This is a genomic window from Microbacterium sp. R86528 (assembly GCF_044596335.1).
GTDB classification, from domain to species: domain Bacteria; phylum Actinomycetota; class Actinomycetes; order Actinomycetales; family Microbacteriaceae; genus Microbacterium; species Microbacterium marmarense.
In genome coordinates this window covers 100244-124685 of sequence record NZ_CP138996.1, presented here as the reverse complement: position 1 = coordinate 124685, position 24442 = coordinate 100244, and the positions used below count along the sequence as shown (strand labels likewise).

The 24442-nt window shown below is 62.4% G+C and carries 25 protein-coding genes; 11 read left to right on the top strand and 14 right to left on the bottom strand.

Annotated elements, in window-relative coordinates:
- Positions 1 to 14: 14 nt before the first annotated feature.
- Positions 15 to 1088, bottom strand: a complete 1074-nt coding sequence (gene ychF, locus SJY18_RS00570) for a redox-regulated ATPase YchF (RefSeq protein ID WP_396668053.1) — start codon at positions 1086 to 1088, stop codon at positions 15 to 17.
- A gap of 109 nt (positions 1089 to 1197) precedes the next feature.
- Here ychF and SJY18_RS00565 point away from each other — a divergent pair, with 109 nt between their 5' ends.
- Both SJY18_RS00565 and SJY18_RS00560 read left to right on the top strand, forming a co-directional pair.
- On the top strand, positions 1198 to 1800 hold the full coding sequence (locus tag SJY18_RS00565) for an exonuclease domain-containing protein (RefSeq protein WP_396668052.1): 603 nt from the start codon (positions 1198 to 1200) through the stop codon (positions 1798 to 1800).
- A gap of 135 nt (positions 1801 to 1935) precedes the next feature.
- Complete coding sequence (locus SJY18_RS00560) at positions 1936 to 3258, top strand: DNA recombination protein RmuC (protein WP_396668051.1); 1323 nt, start codon at positions 1936 to 1938, stop codon at positions 3256 to 3258.
- Between the two features lie 90 nt (positions 3259 to 3348).
- On the opposite strand, the gene SJY18_RS00555 is transcribed toward SJY18_RS00560, so the two are convergent.
- The 6 genes from SJY18_RS00555 to SJY18_RS00530 all read right to left on the bottom strand — a co-directional run bounded on the left by SJY18_RS00555 (position 3349) and on the right by SJY18_RS00530 (position 9502).
- Positions 3349 to 3558, bottom strand: a complete 210-nt coding sequence (locus tag SJY18_RS00555; RefSeq protein WP_337338306.1) for a UDP-N-acetylmuramyl pentapeptide phosphotransferase — start codon at positions 3556 to 3558, stop codon at positions 3349 to 3351.
- A gap of 105 nt (positions 3559 to 3663) precedes the next feature.
- Positions 3664 to 4653, bottom strand: coding sequence for a class II fructose-bisphosphatase (glpX, locus tag SJY18_RS00550; protein ID WP_337338307.1), 990 nt, complete (start codon positions 4651 to 4653; stop codon positions 3664 to 3666).
- A 113-nt stretch (positions 4654 to 4766) separates the two neighbouring features.
- Positions 4767 to 6194: a GntP family transporter gene (locus tag SJY18_RS00545; RefSeq protein WP_396668050.1), complete on the bottom strand. Its 1428-nt coding sequence runs from the start codon at positions 6192 to 6194 to the stop codon at positions 4767 to 4769.
- A gap of 41 nt (positions 6195 to 6235) precedes the next feature.
- Positions 6236 to 7132 (bottom strand): NAD(P)-dependent oxidoreductase, encoded by an 897-nt coding sequence (locus SJY18_RS00540; RefSeq protein WP_396668049.1) that lies wholly within the window; start codon positions 7130 to 7132, stop codon positions 6236 to 6238.
- Positions 7133 to 7153: 21 nt separating this feature from the next.
- Positions 7154 to 8584, bottom strand: coding sequence for a four-carbon acid sugar kinase family protein (locus SJY18_RS00535; protein WP_396668048.1), 1431 nt, complete (start codon positions 8582 to 8584; stop codon positions 7154 to 7156).
- 213 nt (positions 8585 to 8797) lie between these two features.
- Positions 8798 to 9502 carry a FadR/GntR family transcriptional regulator gene (locus tag SJY18_RS00530; RefSeq protein WP_396668047.1) on the bottom strand — a complete coding sequence of 235 codons (705 nt, stop codon included), beginning with the start codon at positions 9500 to 9502 and terminating at the stop codon, positions 8798 to 8800.
- A gap of 123 nt (positions 9503 to 9625) precedes the next feature.
- On the opposite strand from SJY18_RS00530, the gene fbaA reads away from it, so the two are divergent.
- Positions 9626 to 10657: a class II fructose-bisphosphate aldolase gene (gene fbaA, locus SJY18_RS00525; protein ID WP_396668046.1), complete on the top strand. Its 1032-nt coding sequence runs from the start codon at positions 9626 to 9628 to the stop codon at positions 10655 to 10657.
- A gap of 79 nt (positions 10658 to 10736) precedes the next feature.
- Here fbaA and SJY18_RS00520 read toward each other — a convergent pair whose 3' ends face one another.
- Both SJY18_RS00520 and SJY18_RS00515 read right to left on the bottom strand, forming a co-directional pair.
- Positions 10737 to 11318: a DUF6264 family protein gene (locus SJY18_RS00520; protein ID WP_396668045.1), complete on the bottom strand. Its 582-nt coding sequence runs from the start codon at positions 11316 to 11318 to the stop codon at positions 10737 to 10739.
- The gene (locus SJY18_RS00515) at positions 11318 to 12355 is read right to left on the bottom strand and encodes a 4-hydroxy-3-methylbut-2-enyl diphosphate reductase (protein ID WP_337338435.1); all 1038 of its coding nucleotides are present in this window, start codon (positions 12353 to 12355) and stop codon (positions 11318 to 11320) included. The genes SJY18_RS00520 and SJY18_RS00515 overlap by 1 nt, the downstream gene beginning before the upstream one ends.
- A gap of 57 nt (positions 12356 to 12412) precedes the next feature.
- On the opposite strand from SJY18_RS00515, the gene xseA reads away from it, so the two are divergent.
- Genes xseA through SJY18_RS00480 form a run of 7 tightly spaced genes read left to right on the top strand, consistent with a single transcriptional unit; the run spans position 12413 to position 18875 of the window.
- Complete coding sequence (gene xseA / locus SJY18_RS00510) at positions 12413 to 13699, top strand: exodeoxyribonuclease VII large subunit (RefSeq protein ID WP_396668044.1); 1287 nt, start codon at positions 12413 to 12415, stop codon at positions 13697 to 13699.
- Positions 13700 to 13739: 40 nt separating this feature from the next.
- Complete coding sequence (locus SJY18_RS00505) at positions 13740 to 13979, top strand: exodeoxyribonuclease VII small subunit (protein WP_396668043.1); 240 nt, start codon at positions 13740 to 13742, stop codon at positions 13977 to 13979.
- Positions 13979 to 14614 carry a DUF4245 family protein gene (locus SJY18_RS00500; protein WP_396668042.1) on the top strand — a complete coding sequence of 212 codons (636 nt, stop codon included), beginning with the start codon at positions 13979 to 13981 and terminating at the stop codon, positions 14612 to 14614. Before SJY18_RS00505 ends, SJY18_RS00500 begins: the two co-directional genes overlap by 1 nt.
- A 35-nt stretch (positions 14615 to 14649) precedes the next feature.
- Complete coding sequence (locus SJY18_RS00495; protein ID WP_396668861.1) at positions 14650 to 15264, top strand: carbonic anhydrase; 615 nt, start codon at positions 14650 to 14652, stop codon at positions 15262 to 15264.
- Between the two features lie 26 nt (positions 15265 to 15290).
- Positions 15291 to 16685, top strand: coding sequence for a class II fumarate hydratase (locus SJY18_RS00490; RefSeq protein ID WP_337338313.1), 1395 nt, complete (start codon positions 15291 to 15293; stop codon positions 16683 to 16685).
- A gap of 7 nt (positions 16686 to 16692) precedes the next feature.
- Positions 16693 to 18222 (top strand): sensor histidine kinase, encoded by a 1530-nt coding sequence (locus SJY18_RS00485; protein ID WP_396668041.1) that lies wholly within the window; start codon positions 16693 to 16695, stop codon positions 18220 to 18222.
- Positions 18219 to 18875 carry a response regulator transcription factor gene (locus tag SJY18_RS00480; protein ID WP_396668040.1) on the top strand — a complete coding sequence of 219 codons (657 nt, stop codon included), beginning with the start codon at positions 18219 to 18221 and terminating at the stop codon, positions 18873 to 18875. Before SJY18_RS00485 ends, SJY18_RS00480 begins: the two co-directional genes overlap by 4 nt.
- A 95-nt stretch (positions 18876 to 18970) precedes the next feature.
- Here the strand turns inward: SJY18_RS00480 and SJY18_RS00475 are convergent, their stop codons facing one another.
- From SJY18_RS00475 to SJY18_RS00460, 4 genes are all read right to left on the bottom strand, one after another.
- Positions 18971 to 19591, bottom strand: a complete 621-nt coding sequence (locus tag SJY18_RS00475) for a hypothetical protein (RefSeq protein ID WP_396668039.1) — start codon at positions 19589 to 19591, stop codon at positions 18971 to 18973.
- Between the two features lie 150 nt (positions 19592 to 19741).
- Positions 19742 to 21097, bottom strand: a complete 1356-nt coding sequence (locus SJY18_RS00470; protein WP_396668038.1) for a PhoH family protein — start codon at positions 21095 to 21097, stop codon at positions 19742 to 19744.
- Positions 21098 to 21285: 188 nt separating this feature from the next.
- Positions 21286 to 22407 (bottom strand): aminotransferase class V-fold PLP-dependent enzyme, encoded by a 1122-nt coding sequence (locus tag SJY18_RS00465; RefSeq protein WP_396668037.1) that lies wholly within the window; start codon positions 22405 to 22407, stop codon positions 21286 to 21288.
- A 54-nt stretch (positions 22408 to 22461) separates the two neighbouring features.
- The gene (locus SJY18_RS00460; protein ID WP_337338318.1) at positions 22462 to 23247 is read right to left on the bottom strand and encodes an isoprenyl transferase; all 786 of its coding nucleotides are present in this window, start codon (positions 23245 to 23247) and stop codon (positions 22462 to 22464) included.
- A 108-nt stretch (positions 23248 to 23355) separates the two neighbouring features.
- Here SJY18_RS00460 and SJY18_RS00455 point away from each other — a divergent pair, with 108 nt between their 5' ends.
- The gene (locus SJY18_RS00455) at positions 23356 to 24084 is read left to right on the top strand and encodes a hemolysin III family protein (protein WP_337338319.1); all 729 of its coding nucleotides are present in this window, start codon (positions 23356 to 23358) and stop codon (positions 24082 to 24084) included.
- 10 nt (positions 24085 to 24094) lie between these two features.
- Here SJY18_RS00455 and SJY18_RS00450 read toward each other — a convergent pair whose 3' ends face one another.
- Positions 24095 to 24406, bottom strand: coding sequence for a hypothetical protein (locus SJY18_RS00450; protein WP_396668036.1), 312 nt, complete (start codon positions 24404 to 24406; stop codon positions 24095 to 24097).
- Between the last annotated feature and the right edge of the window lie 36 nt (positions 24407 to 24442).

Here is a 24442-nt window from a genome sequence, read left to right as displayed (position 1 = left end):
GACTCCCCAACCTGCTAGTTGTTGAAGCGGAACTCCACAACGTCGCCGTCCTGCATGACGTATTCCTTGCCCTCAAGACGCGCTTTGCCCTTCGAACGTGCCTCGAGAACCGAGCCGGTCTCGACGAGATCATCGAAGGAGATGACCTCCGCCTTGATGAAGCCCTTCTCGAAGTCCGTGTGGATCACGCCAGCCGCCTGGGGAGCCTTCGATCCCTTCGGAATCGTCCACGCACGCACCTCTTTCGGCCCCGCGGTGAGGTAGGTCTGCAGACCGAGTGTGTCGAACCCGATACGCGCGAGTTGATCGAGACCCGACTCCTCTTGCCCCGTCGAAGACAACAGCTCTGCAGCATCCTCAGGATCAAGATCAATGAGCTCAGACTCGATCTTGGCGTCCAAGAAAACCGCCTGCGCCGGAGCAACAAGAGCGGCGAGTTCGGCCTTGCGACTGTCATCGGTAAGCACTGCTTCGTCGACGTTGAAGACGAAGATGAACGGCTTGGAGGTGAGCAAGCCGAGTTCTTTGATCGGCTCGAGGTCGATCTTGGATGCTGAAAGCAACTCGCCGCGCTCGAGCGCGCCTTTCACCTCAACTGCTGTCGCCAGCACCGACGGATCGAGCTTTTTGCCCTTGACCTCTTTCTCGTAGCGCGTGATTGCTTTCTCGACGGTCTCGAGGTCGGCAAGCTGCAGCTCGGCGTTGATCGTCTCCATGTCGTTCTTCGGGTTGACCGAACCCTCTACGTGCACGACGTCGTCATCGTCGAACCCGCGTACGACCTGGGCGATAGCGTCAGCCTCACGGATGTTGGCCAAGAACTTGTTCCCGAGCCCCTCGCCCTCACTTGCGCCACGCACGATGCCGGCGATGTCGACGAACGAGACCGCGGCGGGCAGAATGCGCTCGCTGCTGAAGATGTCAGCAAGCGTGTTCAACCGCGGGTCAGGCAGGTTCACGACACCGATGTTCGGTTCGATCGTCGCGAACGGGTAGTTCGCTGCGAGAACCGAGTTCTTCGTCAGAGCGTTGAACAGGGTGGACTTGCCGACGTTGGGCAGGCCGACGATGCCGATAGTAAGAGCCACGGGAGTTCAGTCTACGCGGCACCATCAGCAGAGTTGACGAGTGCTTTCAGTCTGCGATGCCACGGCGCGCCTAGCTTTGCACCACCAGCGCGCGGGTGAAGGTAAGTGTGTGCCCCTGGACTTCACCGCGATCGACTTCGAGACGGCGAACTCCTCGAACGCTTCAGCATGCGCCGTGGGACTCGTCCGGGTACGCGATGGCATCGTGGTGGAGCAGACAGGGTGGTTGATTCAGCCGCCTCCTGGGCACGACGAGTTCTTCGAACTGAACACCCGCATTCACGGAATCTGCGCCGACGACGTCGTTGATGCGGCAACCTGGACATCGCAGCTCAGTGCGATCGTTGACTTCGTCGGTGATGACGTGATCGTCGCGCACAATGCGGGCTTCGATATGGCTGTGCTCAAGCGCGCGTGCGCCGCCACTGATGATGAGGTGCCTGCCTACCGCTACGTCTGCAGCCTGCAGGTTGCGCGAAAGGTCTACCAATTGGATTCGTACCGGTTGCCGTTCGTTGCCGCCGAAGCGGGTTTTGCCGAGTTCGCGCACCACAACGCCATCGCCGACGCGCTGGCGTGCGCTCACGTGATGATCGACGCGGCTCGACGCCAGAGTGCCGAAAGCATCGAATTGCTTGCTGAGGCTACTGCGGTGAAAGTGTCGCAGATCACGGTCGCCGCGGCTCCCGCGAAAACAGCCTTCGCTGCCTAGCCGCAGCAGGGTCGTGTCACAGCACATACTGCGCATTTCGGTTTGGTCATGTCGGTTTGGCGTGGTTCTGGGCAGACTCAGACCATTGCGGCCAGCCGCGCGTGCGTTGTCTGAGGCGAGAGACACCATGGAGGCATGGACACACTCGCCGTATTGCTGATCGCCGTCGTGATGCTCGCTCTCGGCGCGACCGTTGGCGTCTGGGTCGGCAACATGCGCTCTTCTGCACGCGCGGCGACCGTGAATGCCGACCTGCACGCACGGATCGCAACTGCTGAGACCGCCAAGCATGGTGTGCTGGCCCAGCTCGAACAGCAACAGCAGCTCTACCGAGAGCTGTCGTTGCAGAATCGGCAAGATCAGGCCGCGCGAGAAGAACGCGAACGAAGAGACCAAACGGTGTTGCGCGCCCTCGCTCCTGTTCAAGAAACGCTCACTGCGATGCAAGGAAAGGTGAACGATCTCGAACGAGACCGCCAGGAGCAGTTCGGCACGCTGGCCGAGCAGCTAAGGCGCGCGCACGAGTCTGACGAAGCCTTACGCGCCACGACGGAATCGCTCGCGAGTGCGTTGCGTTCGGGCACCACCCGCGGCGTGTGGGGTGAGACTCAGTTGCGCCGAGTTGTCGAGGCGGCAGGACTCACCCGTTACGTTGACTTCGATCTGCAGACATCGATCTCGTCGGATGCCGGTGCGGGCCGTCCCGACATGATCATCCGACTTCCCGGTGGCAAAGCCATCGCGGTCGATGCCAAGGTGCCGCTTGACGCGTACATCGAAGCGAGTGCTATCGCCGCCACCGCCCAGGGCGCCGAGGGCGCTCAGCGCAAAGCACTGCTCGAAAAACACGTCAAAGCTGTTCGCAGTCACGTCGACGCGCTTGCGAAGAAGGCGTACTGGGCAGGGCTCGAGTCGAGCCCTGAATTCGTCATCTGCTTCATCCCGAGCGAATCGTTGCTCGCGGCCGCGCTCGAGGAGGATCCTTCGCTGCTCGACTACTCGTTCAGCAAACGGGTGGCGCTTGCTTCGCCAGTAAACCTTTGGGCGGTGCTCAAGACGGTCGCCTACACCTGGACGCAGCAAGACGTATCGCAAGAAGCTCGAGTGCTGTTCGATCTGGGTAATCAGCTGTACGAACGGCTAGGGTCACTTGCCACTCACGCCGACGATCTGCGCCGCGCAATCGAGCGCACAGTCACCAGCTACAACAACTTTGCTGGTTCGCTCGAGAAGCGCGTGCTGGTGACAGCCCGCAAGTTCCCCGGCATTGATCAGACCAAGCTTGATTCCGTGCCAACCCCATCGACAATAGAAGCCGCTCCCAGGCGTATGACGCAGCCAGAGTTGCTCGATGGGCTTGAACAGCTGGACGAGGCCACCACTGCGGTCTCGCGCTCAGCAGCGAGCGCGGAACTCGGCGATATTCGAGAGCGCCTGGCGCAAGCCAACGAGCAATAACGCATCTCTGCCGCGCCCTAGAGTCGAACCGGCGGCGCGAAGACTGTTCGGCGAAGACTGCGCCAGACTGCGCGGCGCGAGAAAGTGTGTCTATGCGCCGCCGGGCACGAAGCTCATCACGACGATGACCACTGCAGAGACGCCGACAAAGGCACCGATCATCCACCATGCGCTGGCTTCGTGGCCTTCTTCGCGGCGAACGCGAAGGAGCACGTCGGGCCGACGCGCGGGGTCTGCGGCGCTCGCGATTACAGCCTGTGCGCCCGTTTGGGGTGCAGGACCACCGGTAGGTGTAGACATAGACGAACCCCCTCGAATCACGAGATCAGTGGCGCAGCATCATCGATGCCTCTGCGATTCTGCCAGAGTTGGGGCGTTGATGAAGGATCGAACCGCGACGCAGGCCTAAAGCCACTTCGAGGTGAGGTGCTCCGAAGAGATGCGGCGAAGGGTTCCTGAGGCACCGCGCAGCACGACAGACTCGGTATAGACGTACCCTCCATCGCGGCGAACTCCGGCCACGAGCTGACCGTCGGTCACACCCGTTGCCACGAAGATCGTGTTGCTTCCGCGCACCAGGTCGTCCGCTTCATACACGTGATCGTCGAGTTTGAGTCCCGCATCGATGCCGCGTTGCTTCTCGTCGTCATCTCGCGCCCACAGCCGCCCTTGAATATGGCCGCCGAGAGACTTGATCGCACAAGCGGTGACAATGCCTTCTGGGCTGCCGCCGATGCCCACACACATATCGGTGCGTGCGTTGTGACGTGCGGCGTTGATACCGCCGGCAACGTCGCCGTCGCTCATCAGTCGTGTGCCCGCACCAGCCTGACGAATCTCTTCAATCAGCTGTTCATGACGCGGACGATGCAACACCGACACGACGAGCTCATCGACAGGCTTGCCGAGTGCTTTCGCCAGCAGACGGATGTTCTCACCGATGGGCAAGCGAATGTCTACCACGCCCACGCCGGCCGGACCGGTGACGAGCTTGTCCATGTAGAACACGCTCGAGGCGTCGAGCATCGTGCCGTGGTCGGATACCGCGATGACCGACAGGGCGTTGTTGCGGCCGGCGGCAGTCAACGACGTGCCGTCGATCGGGTCAACCGCCACGTCGCAGCGAGGGCCGCGGCCATTGCCGACTCGTTCGCCGTTGAAAAGCATGGGCGCTTCGTCTTTTTCGCCCTCGCCGATCACGATCGTGCCGTCGAAGTTCACCGTAGTGAAGAACGCGCGCATTGCGTCGACGGCGGCACCGTCAGCATCCTCTTTTCGTCCCCGGCCGATAAAAGGAACCGCTCGAATCGACGCAGCTTCGGTGGCACGAACAAGTTCGAGTGCCAGATTTCGGTCGGGATGCAGCGGGCTCATGTCCGCGGTAAGACTCACCATGGGTTCACCATATCGATTGGTCGTGCACGAAAGTGGACTGTTTGGCCGAGCAGTGAGGGAAGGAAACGCAGAACTTATCGTCCACGAAACCTTCCCTCAACTAAACCCATGCTCTACGAGCCTGCGGACACCGCAAACCACAGAGCCGATGTGATTGCGAAGCCCGCCAAACCGAGCACAGTCGTGAGCACGGTCCAGGTGCGCAGACCATCTCCTACGCTCAGACCCAAGTAGCGAGTGACAACCCAGAACCCGGAGTCATTCACGTGGGAGAAGCCGAGGGCACCGAACCCGATAGCGAGGGTGATGGCCACGATCTGCATCGAGCTGTATCCCCCGGCAGCGACAGCATCTGCAAGCAGGGCTGCGGTAGTAAGGATGGCTACGGTCGCAGATCCTTGGGCGGCACGAAGCGCGGCCGCCACGACGAACCCGAGCAAGAAGATGGGCAGCCCCGTTGACACAAGTGTGTCAGCGAGTGCGGGACCGATGCCCGACTCGGTGAGGATCCGAGCAAACGCACCTCCCGCGCCAGTGACGAGAATCACGATCGCTGCAGGAGGCAGGGCCGACTCGAAGACCTCTGAAAGGTGTGCACGAGTCCAACCCTTGCGAACGCCGAGAAAGTAGCCGGCCAAGACGACAGTGACGAGCAGAGCCAGGATGGGCGAGCCGATGAACGTGAGCACATTGCGCGTCGGGTCTCCCGCTGGCAAAACCGCCGACGCTGTCGTGCCGATACCGATCATGATCAGCGGTGTGAGGATGAGCCCGAGGATCATGCCCGCGGAAGGCGGCGCCTCGGTGCGAGTCAGCGTGCCAGTAGCAGTGGTGGGCGCATCGGCCCCGCCGAAGGCTTCGAACATCTGCTTGGTCGACGCGAGCATCTCGAAGTCGCGACGGTTCAGCCACTTGGAGAAGTAGTGTGAGATCACACCGAGCGGGATTGCAATGGCGATGCCGAGCAACGTCAGCAAGCCAACGTCAGCGCCGAGCAAGGCCGCACCTCCCACCACTCCCGGGTGCGGAGGAACCACGACGTGGACAGCGAGCATGATGCCGGCGATCGGCAGACCGAACTTGACGGGGCTTAGACCTGCAGCATGACTGAAGCCGTAGATGATCGGCACAAGAATGATGAAGCCAACGTCGAAGAACACGGGGATTGCGAGCACGAGGGCTGCAGCGGTCAGCGCCCCCGAGACCCGGCGAGGTCCGAGAATCGACGTGAAGCGACCAGCCAGGCTCGACGCACCACCCGAGATCTCAATGACACGTCCGAGCATTGATCCCAGCGCGACCAGAATCGCGACGCTGCCCAGAGTCCCACCCATTCCCGCGATGATCGCCTGAATGATGCCGAGTCGTTCCGGGGCATCTTCGGTGGCTGGAACAGTGGCAAGCGGGACTCCAGCGGCGAGCCCGACCAGCACGCTGGTTATGAGCAGCGCGAGGAAAGCGTTGACCTTGAATCTGACGATCATCAGAACAAGGAGGGCAATGCCTCCCAGTCCGACTAAGAGCAAGGCGAGGGTGGACATTCAGTCTCCTTTGACAGTGTTTGCAGGGTTTCGGGACAGGTTCAGGCGGTGCGTCGCACGGGAGCGATCACTCTGATGACCGCGGAGTCATCGAGCGCGGCGAGGCCTTGTGCCTCGCCGACGAGGTAGAGCTGTTCGGCTGCCGCGGCCACGGGTGTTGCGAGGTGAGCAGCTCGTGCTGCCTTCGTGACGATTCCCATGTCTTTCACGAAGATGTCGAGACGACTGAGCACGTCTGCTCCGCCTTCGTCGTATGCCTGCAGCGCGCGCGGCCCGCGGTTGGCGAGCATGAACGACGCCGCCGCGCCAGCACCGAGGGCGTCGAGCGTACGCTCAGCGTCGAGGCCGAGCGCGTCAGCGAGGGCGAGTGCTTCAGCAGCCGCTGCGATGTGAACGCCGCAAAGCAGTTGATTGACAGTCTTGAGTGCTTGGCCGTCACCCGGTCGATCACCGACGACCGTGAGCGTCGACGCCAGTCGGCTCAACACCGGCTCGGCTTTGATTCGGGCCTCGGGCGTCGCACCCACCACGATGAGCAAGTCGCCCGCCCCTGCCCTGGCAGGGCCGCCGCTCAACGGAGCATCCACCAGCTCGACTCCGAACTCTGCGAGCTGGGCGACTACCTCTGCCAAGCCGTCGATGCCGACGGTGCTTGTGAGGATGACGATCGAACCATCTCGCAGCTTCGGCGCGATGCCGGATGCACCGAAAAGCACATCGGCGAGCTGTGCTGAGTCGCGCACCGCGAGCAGTACCGCATCAGCATCTGCTACCGCGGCATCGGCGCTGTCACAACGCACGATGCCCGCCGCCGAGGCGAGGTCAAGTCGCGCACCGTTGATATCGAACCCGCGTACGGTGAGCTCTTCGGCGAGACGGGTGGCCATCGGCAGGCCCATAGCACCGAGACCGAGAACTGCGACAGTAGGTGTATTCATCGTGTAATGCCTTTCAGTGGATCAAACAGATTGCGGGGCGCGCAGCGAGAGCTTCGCAACTGCCTCGGTGAGTGTGCTGTCGGTACCGACGTTTCCCGCGAAGACCACGTAAGGAATTCCCTCAGCGGGTCCGTCGGCGGGCTCCCACACCGACACGATGCCGGGGAACAACGATCCGCGAACCATCGCTCGTCGGATAGAAAGTCCTCTGCTGGCGATGTCGCTTGACGTGATCCCGCCTTTCGCGATCACATAGCGGGGCCGCGCATTTTTGACAGTGCGCTGCACTACCGCCACCAATGCGTCTGAGACGGCACGCGAAATTGCCAAGCTCTCCTGAGGGTCGTCGGTACGAATGAGTGTGCGGCTCGAGTGCAGGATGACGTCAGTGGTCATGATCGCTGCGCTGACTGCTTCTACTGCAGCATCAATCGTCGCGACCGCGGTGTGAGCACTCAGAATTGAGGGAACATCGATCTCGACGACGACGGCATCAGGTCTGTGCGCTGTCAGGTCAGCGAGTTGGCGGCTGGTGACTCCGACGTGTGAGCCGACGACGACGAGCCCGCCAACAGTGGCGCCCTCGACGGCATCGTTGGCGGCTGGCAACGGCGCGCGCGGCGCCTGTCCGATGCGCGCCCGCACGAAAGGTGGTCCGACCCGGTAGATGTATGTGCGCCCGGTCGATTCTGCCTGGTCGAGTCCCATTGCCAGCAGGCGGAGGTCGTCTTCGCCGACGACATCGGCTGTGAAAACGCTGCCGACCGGAGCGGAAAGCAATGCCGCGGCGACCGCATCTGCACCGGCTCGCACCACATCGAGGGTCAGTTCAACGACCGATGACGCCGCAATCCGCCCGTCGCTCTTCTCATCGACCCAGTCGGCCAACCGAGATGATCGGTACCCGAAGGTCGAATCCTGGGCGTACTCGGTTTCGCCGACCGGGGTGAAGATACCGTCAGCGACCATCCCGTGGGTGCCGCCGATCGTGACGCGTCCCGCGTCTGGAAACGCGGGCACAACGATCACGCCGTCGGGTTGAGGGGCACCCAACTCGATCAGCGTGCGCGCAATCACATTCGGTTCCAGCGGAAAGTGGCCCCGCAACGTCGAATCGCCCCGGCTGGTGAAGGCTGCGCGAACGCCGTACTGCTCGGCTGCGGCCACTGCGGCCGTAACGACCTCGCGGTTGATCCGCTCGGCAGTTGCTTCGTCGAAGCTGCGCGAGTTGGTCAGCACGTAGACGGCCGGCGCATCGAGCTCGAAAGCCCACAGAAAGTCTTCAATCTCCCAGCGCGCGAGAACGGGCAGATCAGCAACCGACTGCGTGCCGGTGGGATCGTCGTCGAGAACGACGAGCACGGTATGCGATTGACGTGCACGCTCTGCGATCGGGCTGGGATCAACTTCGATTGCGCGAGGGTATCGCTGCAGCATCTCGTCAACGTTCATCACAACTCCATTGTTTGTGGGGCATTCCCAGGTACCTGCTGTCAGGTGTCATACAGGTTGCCATGTGCAAAGGCGGATTGTCAACACTTGCTCTGCAGTTCGATCAGAGCACACGACGGCTTCGGCCATAGCGCGCAGCATCTGCGCATAGCAGGAGTCACTGCCTGAGAATCAATCCGGCGACGGCTCGGAGTCGAGTGTGTGGGCCAGAAATCAGTGTTTGGCGAGCACGTAAGTGTGGAGGTCGTCCAGCGTTTGCTGCATGTGGTGATCCATAGCCGCTCGCGCAGTTGCGTCGTCTCGATCGCGCAAAGCACGCAGAATTGCTGCATGCTCATCGATCGCATGGAGCTGAATCTCATGAACGCGTGAGGTCTCAGCGCGGCGTTCCGCCAACACCCTGGTGAGGGGTTCAAACAGCGCCGCGAGGAACACATTGCCGGACCCGCGCAAGATCACGTCATGGAAGCGAAGATCCGCATCGACAAAGCCCTCGACATCGTTGGCCGTCGACCCCTCGCGCATGCGTTCAATGCACTCCTCAAGCTCCTCGAGCCCCTGATCGCTGAGCCCGGTCGCCGCGAGTGCGGCGGCCTCGCTCTCGAACATCCGCCGAACGGCAATCAGCTGAGTCGCCACCTCGCCGCTATCACCACGGACTGACCGATAGCGCAAAATTGCGCTCAAGGACTGCCACTCGTCGAGTGGGTTCACCACTGACCCAATCCCCGACGTCACGCGAATGATGCTCTGCGTGGTCAATACCCGTAGCGCTTCGCGAACCGTAACTCGACTGACATCGAATCGTTCGCCAATCTCTGCTTCGCTCGGCAACGCCGCACTGATACCGATGGCACCGGTAACGATGTCATCGAGCAACGCATCAGCTACTACGGACACAAGCGACTTGCGCGCCATCTGAGTACCCCCGTCCGCCGAAGCGTCGAGCGTAGCTTATCCGAGCGCGGCACATCGACCCGCGTCGCCGGCGCCGTTCTCGCTACACTCGACGAGTAGGCCGTACATCCTCGAAGGAGAACAATGCCCGTCGCAACCCCTGAGCAATATGCCGAGATGCTTGACCGCGCGAAGGCTGGTGGCTTTGCCTATCCGGCCATCAACGCGGCCAGTTCGCAGTCCGTCAACGCCGTCCTGCAGGGACTCACAGAAGCCGGATCAGACGGCATTCTCCAGGTCACCACCGGTGGCGCCGACTACTTCGCCGGTCACACCGTCAAGGGCCGCGCCACCGGCGCGCTCGCCTTCGCGAAGTTCGTGACCGAGGTCGCCAAGAACTATCCGATCACAGTGGCGCTGCACACCGACCACTGCCCGAAAGACGCACTTCCTGGCTTCGTGCTTCCTCTCATCGAAGCATCCGAAGAAGAAGTTCGCGCCGGTCGCAACCCGATCTTCCAGTCGCACATGTGGGATGGCTCAGCGGTTCCCCTTGACGAGAACATCGAAATCGCCAAAGACCTGCTCCCCCGCATGAAGAACATCAGCGCTATCCTCGAGGTCGAAATCGGCGTCGTCGGCGGCGAAGAAGACGGTGTGCAGCACGAAGGATCGAACGACGCCCTCTACACCACCGTGGCTGACGTGACGAAGGCCGTCGAGGCTCTCGGCCTCGGCGATCAGGGTCGCTACATTTCAGCCCTCACCTTCGGCAACGTGCACGGTGTCTACAAGCCGGGCAACGTCAAGTTGCGCCCCGAGCTTCTCGGCGAGATCCAGGCTGGTATCGCTGAGCGCTTCGGCACCGGCGAGAAGCCCCTCGACCTCGTCTTCCACGGTGGCAGCGGCTCCACGTCTGAAGAGATTGCACTTGCGGTCGCCAACGGTGTCATCAAGATGAACATCGACACCGACACGCAGTACGCGTTCACACGCTCGGTGGCTGGCTTCATGTTCGAAAACTACGAGGGTGTCCTCAAGGTAGACGGCGAAGTCGGCAACAAGAAGAAGTACGACCCCCGCGCCTGGGGCAAGATCGCAGAGTCGGCGATGGCGGCTCGGGTCGTCGAAGCGACACAGCAGCTCGGCTCAGCGGGCAAGAGCCTCGGCGTCTAAGGCGACTGCCTCACAGGAAAAAGACGAGGGCCGGATGCTGCAACGCAGCATCCGGCCCTCGTCTTTGCGTGTGTTCGAGCTACCCCACCGAGTCGAGAATCGCCTGCCAAACGCCCGGCGTGTTCATCAGGGGCACGAGCATGAGGAGGGCTGAGACACCGGTGAACACGAACGCTCCCACGAGCGGAATCCACCACGAGATGCGGCCGCGCGACATCGACATCCACGAGAGCACTGCCGTGACGAACCAGCCGAAAACCAACACCAAAGCAGCTGCAATACCCCAGGACTGCCCGACGATGGTCGCGGCGAGATCGGTGTCGACGCCCATCATCGAGAGCATCTGCTCGGCGTACGGGTTGTACTCGACGAGCTCGGTGAACGAAGTCACCACCGTGATGAGTCCGTACACCAGCAACCCGATGGTCGCCGCGCGGTCAAACGGGCGCCGACGGACCTCTCGCCTCGCGCCGCTATTTCCCGCTAAGGGCGTTTCAGCGGGTACGACGTCGGGCGAGAGCTGCCCCTCGGGCACGTCGGCGACAACACCGGTGTCAAGCGCCTGGGTGATGTCTGGTTGCCTGATGCGCGCCTGCTGCTCCTCGACCGTGGCGTATTCGCCATACTGTGGTCGAGGCCGCGGGTCGATGGCGTCGTTCATCAGCTGATCCGCCCGCCGAGTGCACGGTCGTCGCGCTTGCCTTCATTGGTGGAGCGCAATTCCTTGGGCAGCGAGAACAGCAGGTCTTCCTCTGCGGTCTTCACTTCTTCAACGTCGTTGAATCCCGCGTTGGCGAGGTCGTCCATCACCTGCTGCACGAGCACCTCAGGCACAGAGGCGCCGCTGGTGACGCCCACGGTTTCAACGCCCTCGAGCCACGCCTGTTCGATCTCGTCGGCGTAGTCGACCCGATATGCCGCCTTGGCGCCGTACTCGAGTGCTACCTCAACCAGGCGCACGCTGTTGGAGGAGTTCGATGACCCCACGACGATCACGAGATCAGCATCCTTCGCGACCTTCTTGATCGCGACCTGGCGATTCTGAGTTGCATAGCAGATGTCGTCAGACGGCGGATCTTGCAACTGAGGAAAACGCACGCGCAGCCGACGAACGGTCTCCATGGTCTCGTCGACGGAGAGTGTGGTCTGCGAGAGCCAGACGACCTTAGAAGGGTCGCGCACTTCGATGCGGTCGGCGTCTTCGGGAGAATTCACGATCGTGACGTGGTCGGGGGCTTCGCCCGCGGTTCCCTCAACTTCTTCGTGTCCCTCGTGGCCGATCAGCAGGATCTCAAAGTCGTCACGGGCGAATCGCACTGCCTCGCGGTGCACTTTGGTCACCAACGGACAGGTGGCGTCGATGGCCAGCAGTCCCCGGTCTGAAGCGCTGTTGACGACGGCGGGCGACACGCCATGGGCGCTGAAGACCACATGCGCGCCAGCGGGCACTTCGTCGACTTCTTCGACGAAAATTGCGCCCTTCTGCTCCAATTCGGTCACCACATGAATGTTGTGAACGATCTGTTTGCGAACGTAGACGGGGGCGCCGAAGCGTTCCAGAGCCTTCTCTACGGCGATGACTGCGCGATCAACGCCAGCGCAGTAGCCGCGGGGAGCGGCGAGCAGCACCCGCTTGGGTCCGGGCACGGCGATATCCTGAAGTGGTTCACGCCGGCGCGGAACACGAGGAATGGGCATGCTGATAGTCACCCCCCGAGTCTACGGCCGGTACCGAGCGTCAGCCTGAAAGGTGCCATGACGAGCTTCGAGCCCGGCCACATCGTCGGCGAACCGCCTCCCGCAGATTCGGTGCGCCCGAAAGACTCCACCAACGACGCTCCCACCTCGGTGTCGCGGCTCAACGAGACGATTCGCGGCTTCATCGCGAGCTGGGGATCGGTGTGGGTCGAGGGCGAGATCACGCAGTGGAACGTGCGCGGTGGCAGCGTATTCGGCCGGCTGAAAGATCTCGTGACCGATGCTGAGATCTCGATCCGAATCTGGTCTAGCACCCTGAATCGCCTTCCCGCCGATCTCAAGGTCGGTGACCATGTCGTCGCCTCGGTGAAAGCCGACTACTTTCCTAAGCGCGGCGATCTGTCCTTCGGCGTGAACGCGATGCGCCATGTCGGCTTGGGCGATCAGCTTGAGAGACTCGAGCGGCTTCGCGTGCAGTTGCGCGCAGAAGGGCTGTTCGACGACTCGCGCAAGAGACCGCTCCCCTTCCTCCCTCACGTGATCGGTCTCATCACCGGCGAGCGCTCTGACGCAGAAAAAGACGTGCACCGCAACGCCGAGCTGCGGTGGCCTCAGGTGCGCTTTCGCACCCAGCACGTCGCTGTGCAGGGCGAGCGCTGCGTGCCCGAGACGGTCGCAGCGCTCAAACTATTGGATGCTGATCCCGACGTCGACGTCATCGTCATCGCGCGCGGCGGTGGCGACGTTCAGTCGCTGCTCGGCTTCAGCGACGAAAGGCTCCTGCGGGCGGTGGCGTCAGCATCCACCCCCGTCGTGAGTGCCATCGGCCACGAGAACGACCGACCGCTGCTTGACGACGTAGCCGACCTGCGCGCCTCGACACCCACCGACGCAGCAAAACGCGTCGTTCCTGACGTCGTCGAGCAGCGCACGCTTGTCGGCCAACTGCGGTCACGGCTCGCCATGCGATTGTCACAACGCGTCAATCACGACATCGCACAGCTCGAACAGCTGCGCAGTCGCCCGGTGCTGCGACAGCCGGAAGCGCTCGTGCATACGCGTGCCCAAGATGTGGAGATCATCACATCGCGGGGCCGCGAGCACGTCGCGCGCGCCCTGGAGACATCTGCCCGCCGCACCTCGGAGCTGCGAGCATCGCTGCGCGCGCTTTCGCCAGCCGCGACACTTGAGCGCGGCTACGCCATCGCGCACTTGAACGACGGAGCGATCGTTCGCGATGTCAACCAGGTGCCGGAGTCGACAGCGTTCGTCGTCACCGTCGCCCGGGGCGCGTTTGCGGCGCGGTCTGATGGAGAAACCGTGGAGTCGTCGGCGACACCTTGACCGAGCAGAAGCGCGAGCGCGCCGAAGTAGGATGGACAGCATGACCGAAGCGAATGGAGCCGTCACCGACGTCACGGATCTTTCGTTCGAGCAGGCCCGAGACGAACTCGTGCGTGTTGTGGCGGAACTCGAGCAGGGTGCCCCCACGCTCGAGCACTCCCTTGCCCTCTGGGAACGCGGCGAGGCTCTCGCGGCGCGTTGCGAGCAATGGCTGGTCGGCGCGAAGCAGCGCCTCGATGCGGCTCGCTCTGGCGCGCTGGCCGAGGACGATCAGAAGTAATGGCGAATCAGCAGCGAATCGTCGCGGAGCTCGGCCGTCCCGAGACTCCGCAAGAAACCGCGAATCGCAAGGCAGCGTCGTCGCACGCGTATCGCTCAAGCCAGACCGCGCGCAACCTCATCGCCGCGTTGCTCATCACCCTCGTGCTCGTCGCCATTGTGATCTTCGGCGTTCCCCGCGGCAGCGCACCCGAGGCTGAGCCGATCGATGTCGCGGCGGTAGCCGAAAGCGTCGAAGCGGCCGAAGGCCAGCTGGTTGTCGTGCCTGACGCGCCGGACTCGTGGCGGGTGAACCGCGCGTACGTTGACCGCAACGATCTGAGCGCCTGGACTGTCGTATACGCGCCGACAGCTGGTTTTGTGCGCATCGCGCAGGGTTTTGACGCAGACGCGGCATGGACGACCCGCGTGCTGGGCGGCGCCAACTCCGGCGACACCGTGACCATCGACGGCATCGTCTGGACGCAGTACGACATCTCAGACCCCGACCGTGCCGGCGGTATCACCGCCGCGATGTCGACCCAGGTCGGCGACGACACCGTTCTCATCTACGGGGTCGCCGACGACGAGCTGCTCGTTCAGGCCGCCGAGTCGGTGTCAGAGTCCATCCACCAGCTTGAAACGGAGACCGAGTGAGCGAACACCCCAGCCCCGCACAGGTGTGGAGCGAGATGGAACGAGGCAACGAGCGCTTCATCTCGGGAGCGCCACAGCACCCGCGCCAGAATGTCGAGCGTCGCCACGAACTCGCAAGTGGTCAGCGCCCACGAGCTGCGCTCTTCGGCTGTTCGGACTCGCGCCTCGCTGCAGAGATCATCTTCGACAAAGGTCTCGGTGATCTCTTCGTCATTCGCAACGCGGGTCAAGTGATCTCAGAGTCAGTGATCGGCAGCCTCGAGTATGCCGTTGCCGTGCTCGAAGTTCCGCTCATTGTCGTGCTCGGCCATGACGAATGCGGCGCGGTCAGAGCCGCGATCGACAGCGCGAACATGGACTCCGCTCCCCTGCCCCCGCACATCTGGCGGCTGATTGCTCCGATCGTGCCGGCCGTGCGTCGCGTGGTGCAAGCCACCGGTGCTGACAAAGCGAACCCCGACACGATAGATGCCGAGCACGTTGGCCGCGAGCATCTTCGCGACACCGTCAAAGAGATCCTGCACTCGTCTGAACTCATCACAGACGCAATCGCTTCCGGGCGCCTCGCGATCGTGGGCGCGAACTATCAACTCGCCGAGGGAAAGGCCGTGGCTGATATCGCCGTCGGTCTTGAACTTGTCGCATCCTGACCACGCATTCACAAAGGAACAACGAAGTGACTGACATCGAATACCGCATCGAACACGACACCATGGGCGAAGTACGCGTGCCGAAAGACGCACTGTATTCCGCACAGACGCAACGTGCTGTTGAGAATTTCCCGATCTCGGGTTCGGGTCTCGAGTCGACGCAGATCGCCGCGCTCGCGCGCATCAAGAAGGCTGCTGCTCTCGCCAATAAAGACCTGGGCACGCTCGACGGTGCCATCGCTGACGCCATCGCTGCTGCAGCCGACGACGTCATCACTGGTGCGTTCGACGCTCACTTCCCTGTCGACACCTACCAGACCGGCAGCGGCACCTCGTCGAACATGAACATGAATGAGGTGCTGGCCAACCTCGCTTCGCAGAAGCTCGGCGCACCGGTGCACCCGAACGACCATGTGAACGCCTCGCAGTCGTCGAACGATGTTTTTCCGACCTCGGTGCACATCGCTGTCACCCAGGCGCTGATCGACGACCTGATCCCGGCGCTTGACCACCTCGCCGTCTCACTCGAGGCCAAGGCAGAACTGTGGAAGACCGTCGTGAAGTCGGGTCGCACACACCTGATGGATGCGACCCCGGTCACGCTCGGCCAGGAATTCGGCGGCTACTCGAGGCAGATGCGACTCGGTATCGAGCGCGTGCAGGCCGTGATTCCGCACGTCAGCGAGGTGCCTCTCGGCGGCACCGCAGTCGGTACCGGAATCAACACCCCTCCGGGATTCCCGCAGAAGGTTATCGAGCTGCTCGCCGCTGAGACCGAGTTGCCGATCACCGAGGCCAAAGACCACTTCGAAGCTCAGGCGAACCGCGACGGTCTCGTCGAGACCTCTGGCGCGCTGCGCACCATTGCCGTATCGCTGACGAAGATCAACAACGACCTGCGCTGGATGGGCTCTGGACCGAACACCGGCCTCGGAGAACTGCACATCCCCGACCTGCAGCCGGGTTCGTCAATCATGCCTGGCAAGGTCAACCCGGTCGTCCCCGAGGCCACGCTCATGGTGTGCGCGCGCGTGATCGGCAACGACGCGGCCGTCGCATGGGCGGGCGCCTCAGGCTCATTCGAGCTGAACGTGGCGATCCCCGTCATGGGCACCGCACTACTTGAGTCCATTCGCCTGCTTTCGAACGCCATGCGGGTGCTCGCTGACAAGACGGTCGACGGCCTCGAGGCTAACGTCGACCGTGCAGCCGCCTACGCGGGCATGTCACCGTCGATTGTTACTCCGCTGAACAAGCTCATCGGCTACGAGGCAGCAGCGAAGATCGCGAAGCACTCGGTCGCCAAGGGCATCACCGTGCGCGAAGCCGTCCTTGATCTGGGATTCGTGGACCGCGGCGAACTTACGATCGAGCAGCTTGACGAGAAACTAGACCTGCTTTCTATGACGCACCCTGGATAATCAAGGGGTGAGCCGTACTAGACGGCCGATCTCGGCGCGCGTCAGAATTCTGGGAGCAATCCTCGGTGTGACGTGCGTCGGGCTCGCGATCGTCGGCAGCGTGACCTTCGTCGTACAGCGTGAACGCGTGTTCGACGAAGTCAACATCCGCTTGCAATCGCAGGTCGATCGCCTGACTACCGTCGCCGACCAGGCCATCCCCGCACCCGAGGAGACACTGGCGGATTCAGCGGACGAAGGCACTCAGCCAGTGGATGAGAACTTCACGCCGCAGTCTTTCGACGACCTTCGCTCGTACATGCGCTCTGTGGTCGCGCGCTTGGTCCCCGCGCGGAACGAAGCCGCGATGGCCATCATCGACGGCGAGGTAGCGTTCGTGCCGTCGACCCTGTCAGGTTTCACTCTGCCCGACGACGGTGAGTTCATCAATCGAATCGTCACCGAGACCGCTGACGGTCAGATCATGATCGGCACCGCGACGACAGGTGATCGCATAGTTCGATACATCGCGATTCCCACCGAGGTAGAGGGCGACCCGAGTTCCGGCATCTATGTGCGCGCGAGCGACCTGGGGGCCGAATTGCAGCCAGTCACCGCCTCTCTCACCACCTACGTGCTCGCCGCTCTGGCGCTGCTGGTGGCCACCGGCGTGGTCGGCTGGTTCGTGACCGGACGGCTGCTCAGACCAATTCGCGACATGCGCGTCACCGCAGACTCCATCTCGCTCTCCGACCTTTCTCCGCGCTTGCTCCCCCGGGGCGACGACGACATCTCAGACATGTCTCGTACGGTGAACTCCATGCTGGATCGCATTCAAGGCTCGGTATCTGTGCAACAGCAGCTGCTCGACGACGTGCGTCACGAGCTGAAGACGCCCCTCACCATCGTGCGTGGACACCTCGAGCTGATGGATGCTCATGATGCGACCGACGTCGAACTCGCGCGTCAGATCGGAATCGCTGAGCTCGATCGTCTTGCCCGCCTGGTTGAAGACATTGACCTGCTGGCAGCGGTTGAAGGTGAGGCATACACGCCGACCGAGGTCGACGTCGCCGCTCTGACCGCGCGGATCAGCGAGCTGGTAACGGTCATTCCTGGTCATACTTGGAGCGTCGAGAACGTTGGCGACGGCACAGTTCTCGGCGAGGAAGACCGGCTGCTTCAAGCATGGCTGCAGCTCGCCGATAACGCTGCGAAGTACACGCCGGGTGGCTCTCCGATCGAGATCGGGAGTTCTGCGACCGCCGAGGGGACGCAGCTCTGGGTGCGCGACCATGGGCCCGGCATACCTCCAGCTTCGCGACACCGCGTCTTCCGCCGCTTTGATCGCGGAGGCGGAAAACGCTCAGTGGGAGGCTCCGGTCTCGGGCTTGCTATCGTCGACGCGATCGTCAAGGGCCACGGCGGTAGTTGCACCGTCGATGACACTCCCAGCGGCGGCGCTACTTTCACCATCCACCTTCCCCCGACGTCAACTCCCCTACCGCAACCTGTGCGTGCCGGTGATGTTGTCATCCAGCGAGAGGCATTCGAATGACGCACATACTCATCGTCGAAGACGAGCCGCAGATCGCCTCGTTCGTATGTCGAGGCCTGGGCAATGCCGGCTACGAGACAACCATCATCGAAGACGGTGCGACGGCGCTAGAAGCGATAGTCGGCGGCGGCTACGACCTGGTGCTGCTTGACGTCGGCCTGCCCACTCTCGACGGCTTCGAGGTACTGCGTCTCGTGCGCGCGCAGGGCTCCACGGTGCCCATCATCATGCTGACCGCACGAACCAGCACTCGCGACACCGTCGAAGGGCTTGACGCGGGCGCTAGCGACTACGTGCCCAAGCCATTCACTTTCGAGGAACTGCTCGCCCGCGTGCGCTCTCGGCTGCGCGAATCCACGGCAGCTGCCGCAATGATCATCACCCAGGGCGACGTTGAGCTAGACATCTTGGCACGCCGCGCCACGGTGGCAGGTCAGGAAGTCGAACTCTCAGCACGGGAGTTCGCACTCGCCGAGCAGTTCCTTCGCAATCCGGGTCGAGTTCTCAGTCGCGAGGTGCTTCTCAGCCAAGTCTGGGGGTTGGACTTCGACCCAGGCTCGAACGTGGTGGATGTGTACGTGCGCTACCTTCGGGGAAAACTAGGCGCCGAACATATCGTGACGATCCGCGGCACCGGCTATCGCTGGGAATAGCCACCGGCAACAGCGGGAGAAGCGGTTAAAGAGAAGCCCCCGGTGCTGGGGGACACCGGGGGCAGGAGGCCGGGCTGGGGAAGCCGGCCTCATTATCAATCGCGACGATCTGGGGAAACGTGCGATTGAGCCTTGTGGTCGGGTCGGTCTTTGTCAGACTCACTCGACGTGGGAGCGGTGGACTCTTCTGAGCTCTCTTGCTCGTGAGCTGCATCAGAGTGTGAATCTTCAGCCTTGGCCACGATGTGCTCGACGATCTCAATCGTCTTCTCCGAGAGAGCACCCTCATCTGATCGGCTCTTCTGAGCAGAGGCAGCGTGGCTGGAATGCTTGACCTTGAATGCAGCAAGGGCGCGGTTGGACTCGACTCTCGGCGCCTGTGCGGACGGAGTCTCTGCCGCTTCTGGGGTGAGATCTGAGACGACAGCAATCTCGGTCGCGGCAATCTCGGTCGCGGCAATCTGCGTGACCGCTATCTCGGGGGTGGCGACAATGTCGCGGGGCGTGCCCGCTTCAGCCACAGCTTCTTGGCTCTTGGAAGCTGAAGCACCAGCGTCGCGGGGCGTCGCTGCAACGATGACGGTTCCGCTTCCCACGGCGGTGCCGCGGACGTCTGCCAATGCTGCCGAGTTCGACATGGCAACGGCGACCACGAGCCCGACGCTTGCCGCCACACTGGCGATACCGCCAGCTGCGTACTTCGCGCGAGTTTCCATGGTGCCATCCTCATCGAACAAGATTTGATCTGTTCAATTTTCGCACGCACTCAAGTCGAGTCCGAACAGTGAAGATGAGACTATTCTCATGACCTCGAACACCCGCGAGCAGGAGGGCCGAGCCTGTGCCCGGCCCTCCTGATTGCATGATCAGGCGCGTTCGCCAGCCTCCAGGAGCTCTGTGACCAGAGCCGCGATCGCGGAGCGTTCTGACCGCGTGAGAGTGATGTGCGCGAATAGCCCATGGCCCTTGAGCGTTTCGATCACCGAGGCGACGCCGTCGTGTCGACCGACCCTCAGGTTGTCTCGCTGACCGACATCGTGTGTCAGCACAACGCGTGAGTTCTGACCCATGCGGCTCAGCACGGTCAAGAGCACGTTTCGCTCGAGGGACTGCGCTTCGTCGACGATGACGAATGCATCATGCAACGAACGCCCGCGAATGTGGGTCAGTGGCAGCACTTCGAGTAATCCGCGCTCAACGACCTCTTCAAGAACATTGCCCGAGACAACAGAACCCAGAGTGTCGAAGACCGCTTGCCCCCATGGATTCATCTTCTCTTGCGCGTCGCCGGGGAGATATCCCAGTTCTTGCCCGCCGACGGCGAAGAGAGGACGGAACACGATGATCTTCTTCTGTTGTTGCCGCTCGAGAACGGCTTCGAGTCCAGCACACAGCGCAAGAGCTGACTTGCCTGTACCCGCTCGGCCGCCGAGCGAGACGATGCCGACTTCGGGGTCAGTCAGCAGATCGATCGCAATGCGTTGTTCCGCAGAACGGCCGTGGAGACCGAAAACGTCGCGGTCGCCTCGCACCAGCCGGTATGAGGTGTCCCCCGTTACTCGGCCCAACGCCGACCCACGCTCGGAATGAACGATCAGCCCTGTGTTGATGGGAAGACCTCGAACATCTTCGCTGGTCGCCACTTCGCTCTCGTATAGATCGCTGATGTCATCGCCAGCGACGTCGAGCGTTGCGATTCCCGTCCATCCCGAATCCACTGCCTGTTCGGCAAGGTATTCCTCGGCGCTGATGCCCAACGACGCCGCCTTGACACGCATCGGCAGGTCTTTGGAGACCACGGTGACTTCCTGACCATCCTGGGCTAGGTTCATCGCGACCGCCAGAATGCGGCTGTCGTTGTCTCCGAGTCTCATGCCAGCCGGAAGAACAGACGCATCGGTGTTGGTGAGTTCGACCCGCAGGGTGCCGCCTTCTCCCACCGAGACGGGAAAGTCGAGGCGGCCATGTTCGACGCGGAGTTCGTCGAGGTGGCGAAGCGCCTGACGTGCGAAATAGCCGATCTCGGGGTCGTGCCGTTTGCCTTCAAGTTCGGTGACCACCACGACAGGAATCACGACATTGTGTTCGGCAAAACGAAAATACGCCCGAGGATCGCTCAGTAGAACCGAGGTATCCAGCACGTAGGTACGCAGATCCTGATCCTGATCGTCGATGTGCTCGACGCTCTGACTGCGCTGATTGTGTGGTGCTCTTATGGTCACAACCCACTCCCGACCCGGGTAGGAACCCGGCAGTCACGAGTCGACCAAGGTCACGAGTCGCGATCTTTCAGGCCGACTCGAACGGACTCTTTGTCCGTTGAGATGACCGTACGACTGCTAGAGACCGCCACGCCAGGCCGACACGCGGGAAGCTGGTTACGGCTAGGTAAATTTCAAAAGCCGGCTGTTCACCACACGCGCGCCGACGAAAACGCGGCAAGCGCATCGCCGAACAGACGCAGCGTGTTGGCACCGGTTCCGACGTGGGGCGACACGCGCACGAGTCCCGAGCGCACCGTCACTGTCAGCCCGTGGTTCGACAGCGAAGCTACGAGCGGTGCAACATCTTGCGGTGCGGGCGCGAGCGTGACGATGCCGGCTCGGCGGCGGTCGTCGCGTGGCGTCACCACGGGCAACTCGTATCGATCAGCGAAGAACATCACGTCTCTCGTGCGCTCAGCGAGCTCTGCTTGCAGTGTGGCAACGCCGATGTCTCGAACCTCGCCAAGCCCCGTTGCAAGGCGCGCCGCAGCGAGGTTGTCGCCGCCGCTGATGGTGAACGCGCGCGCAGACGTCGACGGAAGCGGAACGACATCCAGCGGAAGGTCGCCGTCAGTGCCAGAGAAACCCGACAACACGGGAGAAATCCGCTCGAGCGCACGATCGCTGAAGGCCGCGAACCCGGTGCCACGACCTGAGCGCAACCATTTGTAGCCATTGGCGCACACCACGTCAGCGGCACCAAAGTCGGCATCAACGATGCCGAATCCTTGAATGGCGTCGACGATGAGCAGTCGATCGCCGATCACATCGCGCAGGGCCGAGAGGTCAGTGCGATAGCCGGTACGAAAATCGACGAGGCTTACAGCGACCGCGCGAGTGTCGTCGGTGAGGTTGTCGCGCACCAACTCGGGGGTGATGAAACCATCATCTGGCTCAAGCCATTGCAACTCGATGTGTCCGAGGGCGTCAGCTGCACGAGTGGCCGCGACCGTGAGCGAGGGAAACTCGCCTCTGCCCAACAGGAGCCCACCGGTGAGCCCATACATCGCCTGCATCAATCCGTGAGTGGTCGACGGCTGGAGTACTACACGGCTCGCATCAACGTGGAGCAGCTCGCCGATGAGCGACACCGCGGCAGTGGCATGTTCGTTCACAAGGCCAATGCTCGACGGCCGCCCTGAGCCGAGCAGTTCGGTATCAGCTTGCGCCTCCGCGCGAACCGCAGGCGAAAGCGGTCCGAACGCGGCCCAGTCCAAGTAGCCCGGCTCACCATCGAACGTGGCTAGAAATGCATCCAGATCCGTCACTTTGTCATTCTGGCATGCCAAACCCGCCAACACGGGCGCATTGCATCTGGGCTCTCAGCTGCCGAAGCGGCGGTTGCGCGTCCCGAAGTCACGGATCGCACGAAGGAAGTCGACCTCGCGCAGATCGGGACCAAGAGCCTCGACGAAGTAGAACTCGCTATGGGCGGACTGCCAGAGCAGAAAGTCACTCAACCGCTGTTCACCCGAAGTGCGGATGACAAGATCAGGGTCCGGCTGCCCTCCGGTATACAGATGCTCGCCGATCTGTTCTGGAGTGAGGCTGGCAGCGAGCTCCTCGAGAGACCCGCCGTCTTTATGGTGTTGCGAGATGATGCTGCGCACCGCGTCGACTATTTCGCCGCGGCCTCCGTAGCCAACGGCCAGATTGACGTGCAGTCCGGTGTTGCCTCGGGTGCGCTCGGCGGCCGAGGCGAGCACGCGCGCCAGTTCAGGCGGCAGCAGGTCGGAACGCCCGACGGGCTGCACTCGCCAGTCCCGCTGATGCGATAGCTCATCGGCGAGTTCAGCGATGATCTCGATGAGGTCTTCGATCTCTTTGGTGTCGCGCTTTTGCAGATTGTCCATCGAAAGCAGATACAGCGAAACCACGCCGACACCGACGTCATCACACCAGCCCAAAAACTCGTGCATCTTTGCGGCACCTGCGCGATGGCCGTGAGCAACGGACTCAAGGCCGAGCTGCTTGGCCCAGCGACGGTTGCCGTCGATCATCATGGCGACGTGGTGCGGCACCCGTCCTCGACCGAGCTGCCGCCGCAGTCGCTGAATATAGAGGCGATAGAGCGGGCCGCGCCCTGCATTCTCCGAACCTCGTATCACGCTCCTACGCTACCGCGATACGCGTGCGAACTTTGGAGACTAGGTGCCACAATCGGCGGCACTCAGTATGTACGACCGATGGCATAGGCGTGGGCCTACCCTGGGATCATGAATCGACGTAGCGAGGAATCCCGCCTACCCGAGGTCCCCGAGCTTCCGTTGATGGATGCGGCTGCTGTCGATGCCACGCTTCCCGAGATCAAACCGTCGTGGCGTGGTTGGATACACGCCGCCACCTTTCCGGTGACTATCGTCGCGGGAATCGTGCTGATCGTCGCTGCCGAGGGATCGGCAGCCAAGTGGGCGTGTGCGGTTTTTGTCGCGACCTCGATGTTGCTCTTCGGCAACTCGGCGCTGTATCACCGCTTCAACTGGGGCCCGAAAACCAAGGGCGTCCTCAAACGCATTGACCACGCCAACATCATGTTGCTCATCGCGGGCACATACACTCCGCTGGCAGTGCTCGCTCTTGAGCCGCCCAAGGGGTGGATCCTGCTCGCTGTGGTCTGGGGTGGTGCACTCCTGGGCATTCTCTTTCGCATCTTCTGGATCAACGCCCCGCGCTGGCTCTACGTCGCGCTTTACCTCGCGCTGGGCTGGGCAGCCGTGATGTACATGCCCGATCTGTTCCGCGCGAACGCGGCGATGATGGTTCTGGTGATCATCGGCGGACTGCTGTACACCGGTGGGGCGATCGTCTACGCAATGAAAAAGCCGAATCCGTGGCCCGGCCACTTCGGGTTCCACGAAATCTTCCACGTGTGCACGGTGCTGGCTTTCCTGTGCCACTGGACCGCGTGCTTGCTGATCGCGATCAACCCGCCCTACAACGGGTAGCGATCCGGTCTCAGCTGCGCGGCGGCGGTTCGCTCTCAGGATCCGTCGCGGACGACTCGGCCTCGACGGCGCTGGGCAACCCCTCGGCTTCTGCGGCGAGTCTCGCCTGTTCTGCATCCAACTCATCGTTGACGTCAGCGCGCACGCGACCACGCCGAATTCGACGCATCATGTCGGCCACGAGCAGGAAAACCGCGACCACAATCAACGCGATGACGAAGAACCCCTCGGGGCCCGGAGTCACCGAGTCCGGATCGAGCGTCGGCGTAGGGCTCGGCGTCACGGTTGTGGTCAGCCATACGTGCGCGGCAAGCGATTGCATATCGTCCTTTGGTCTGCGGGCTCAGCTTGCGGTGCA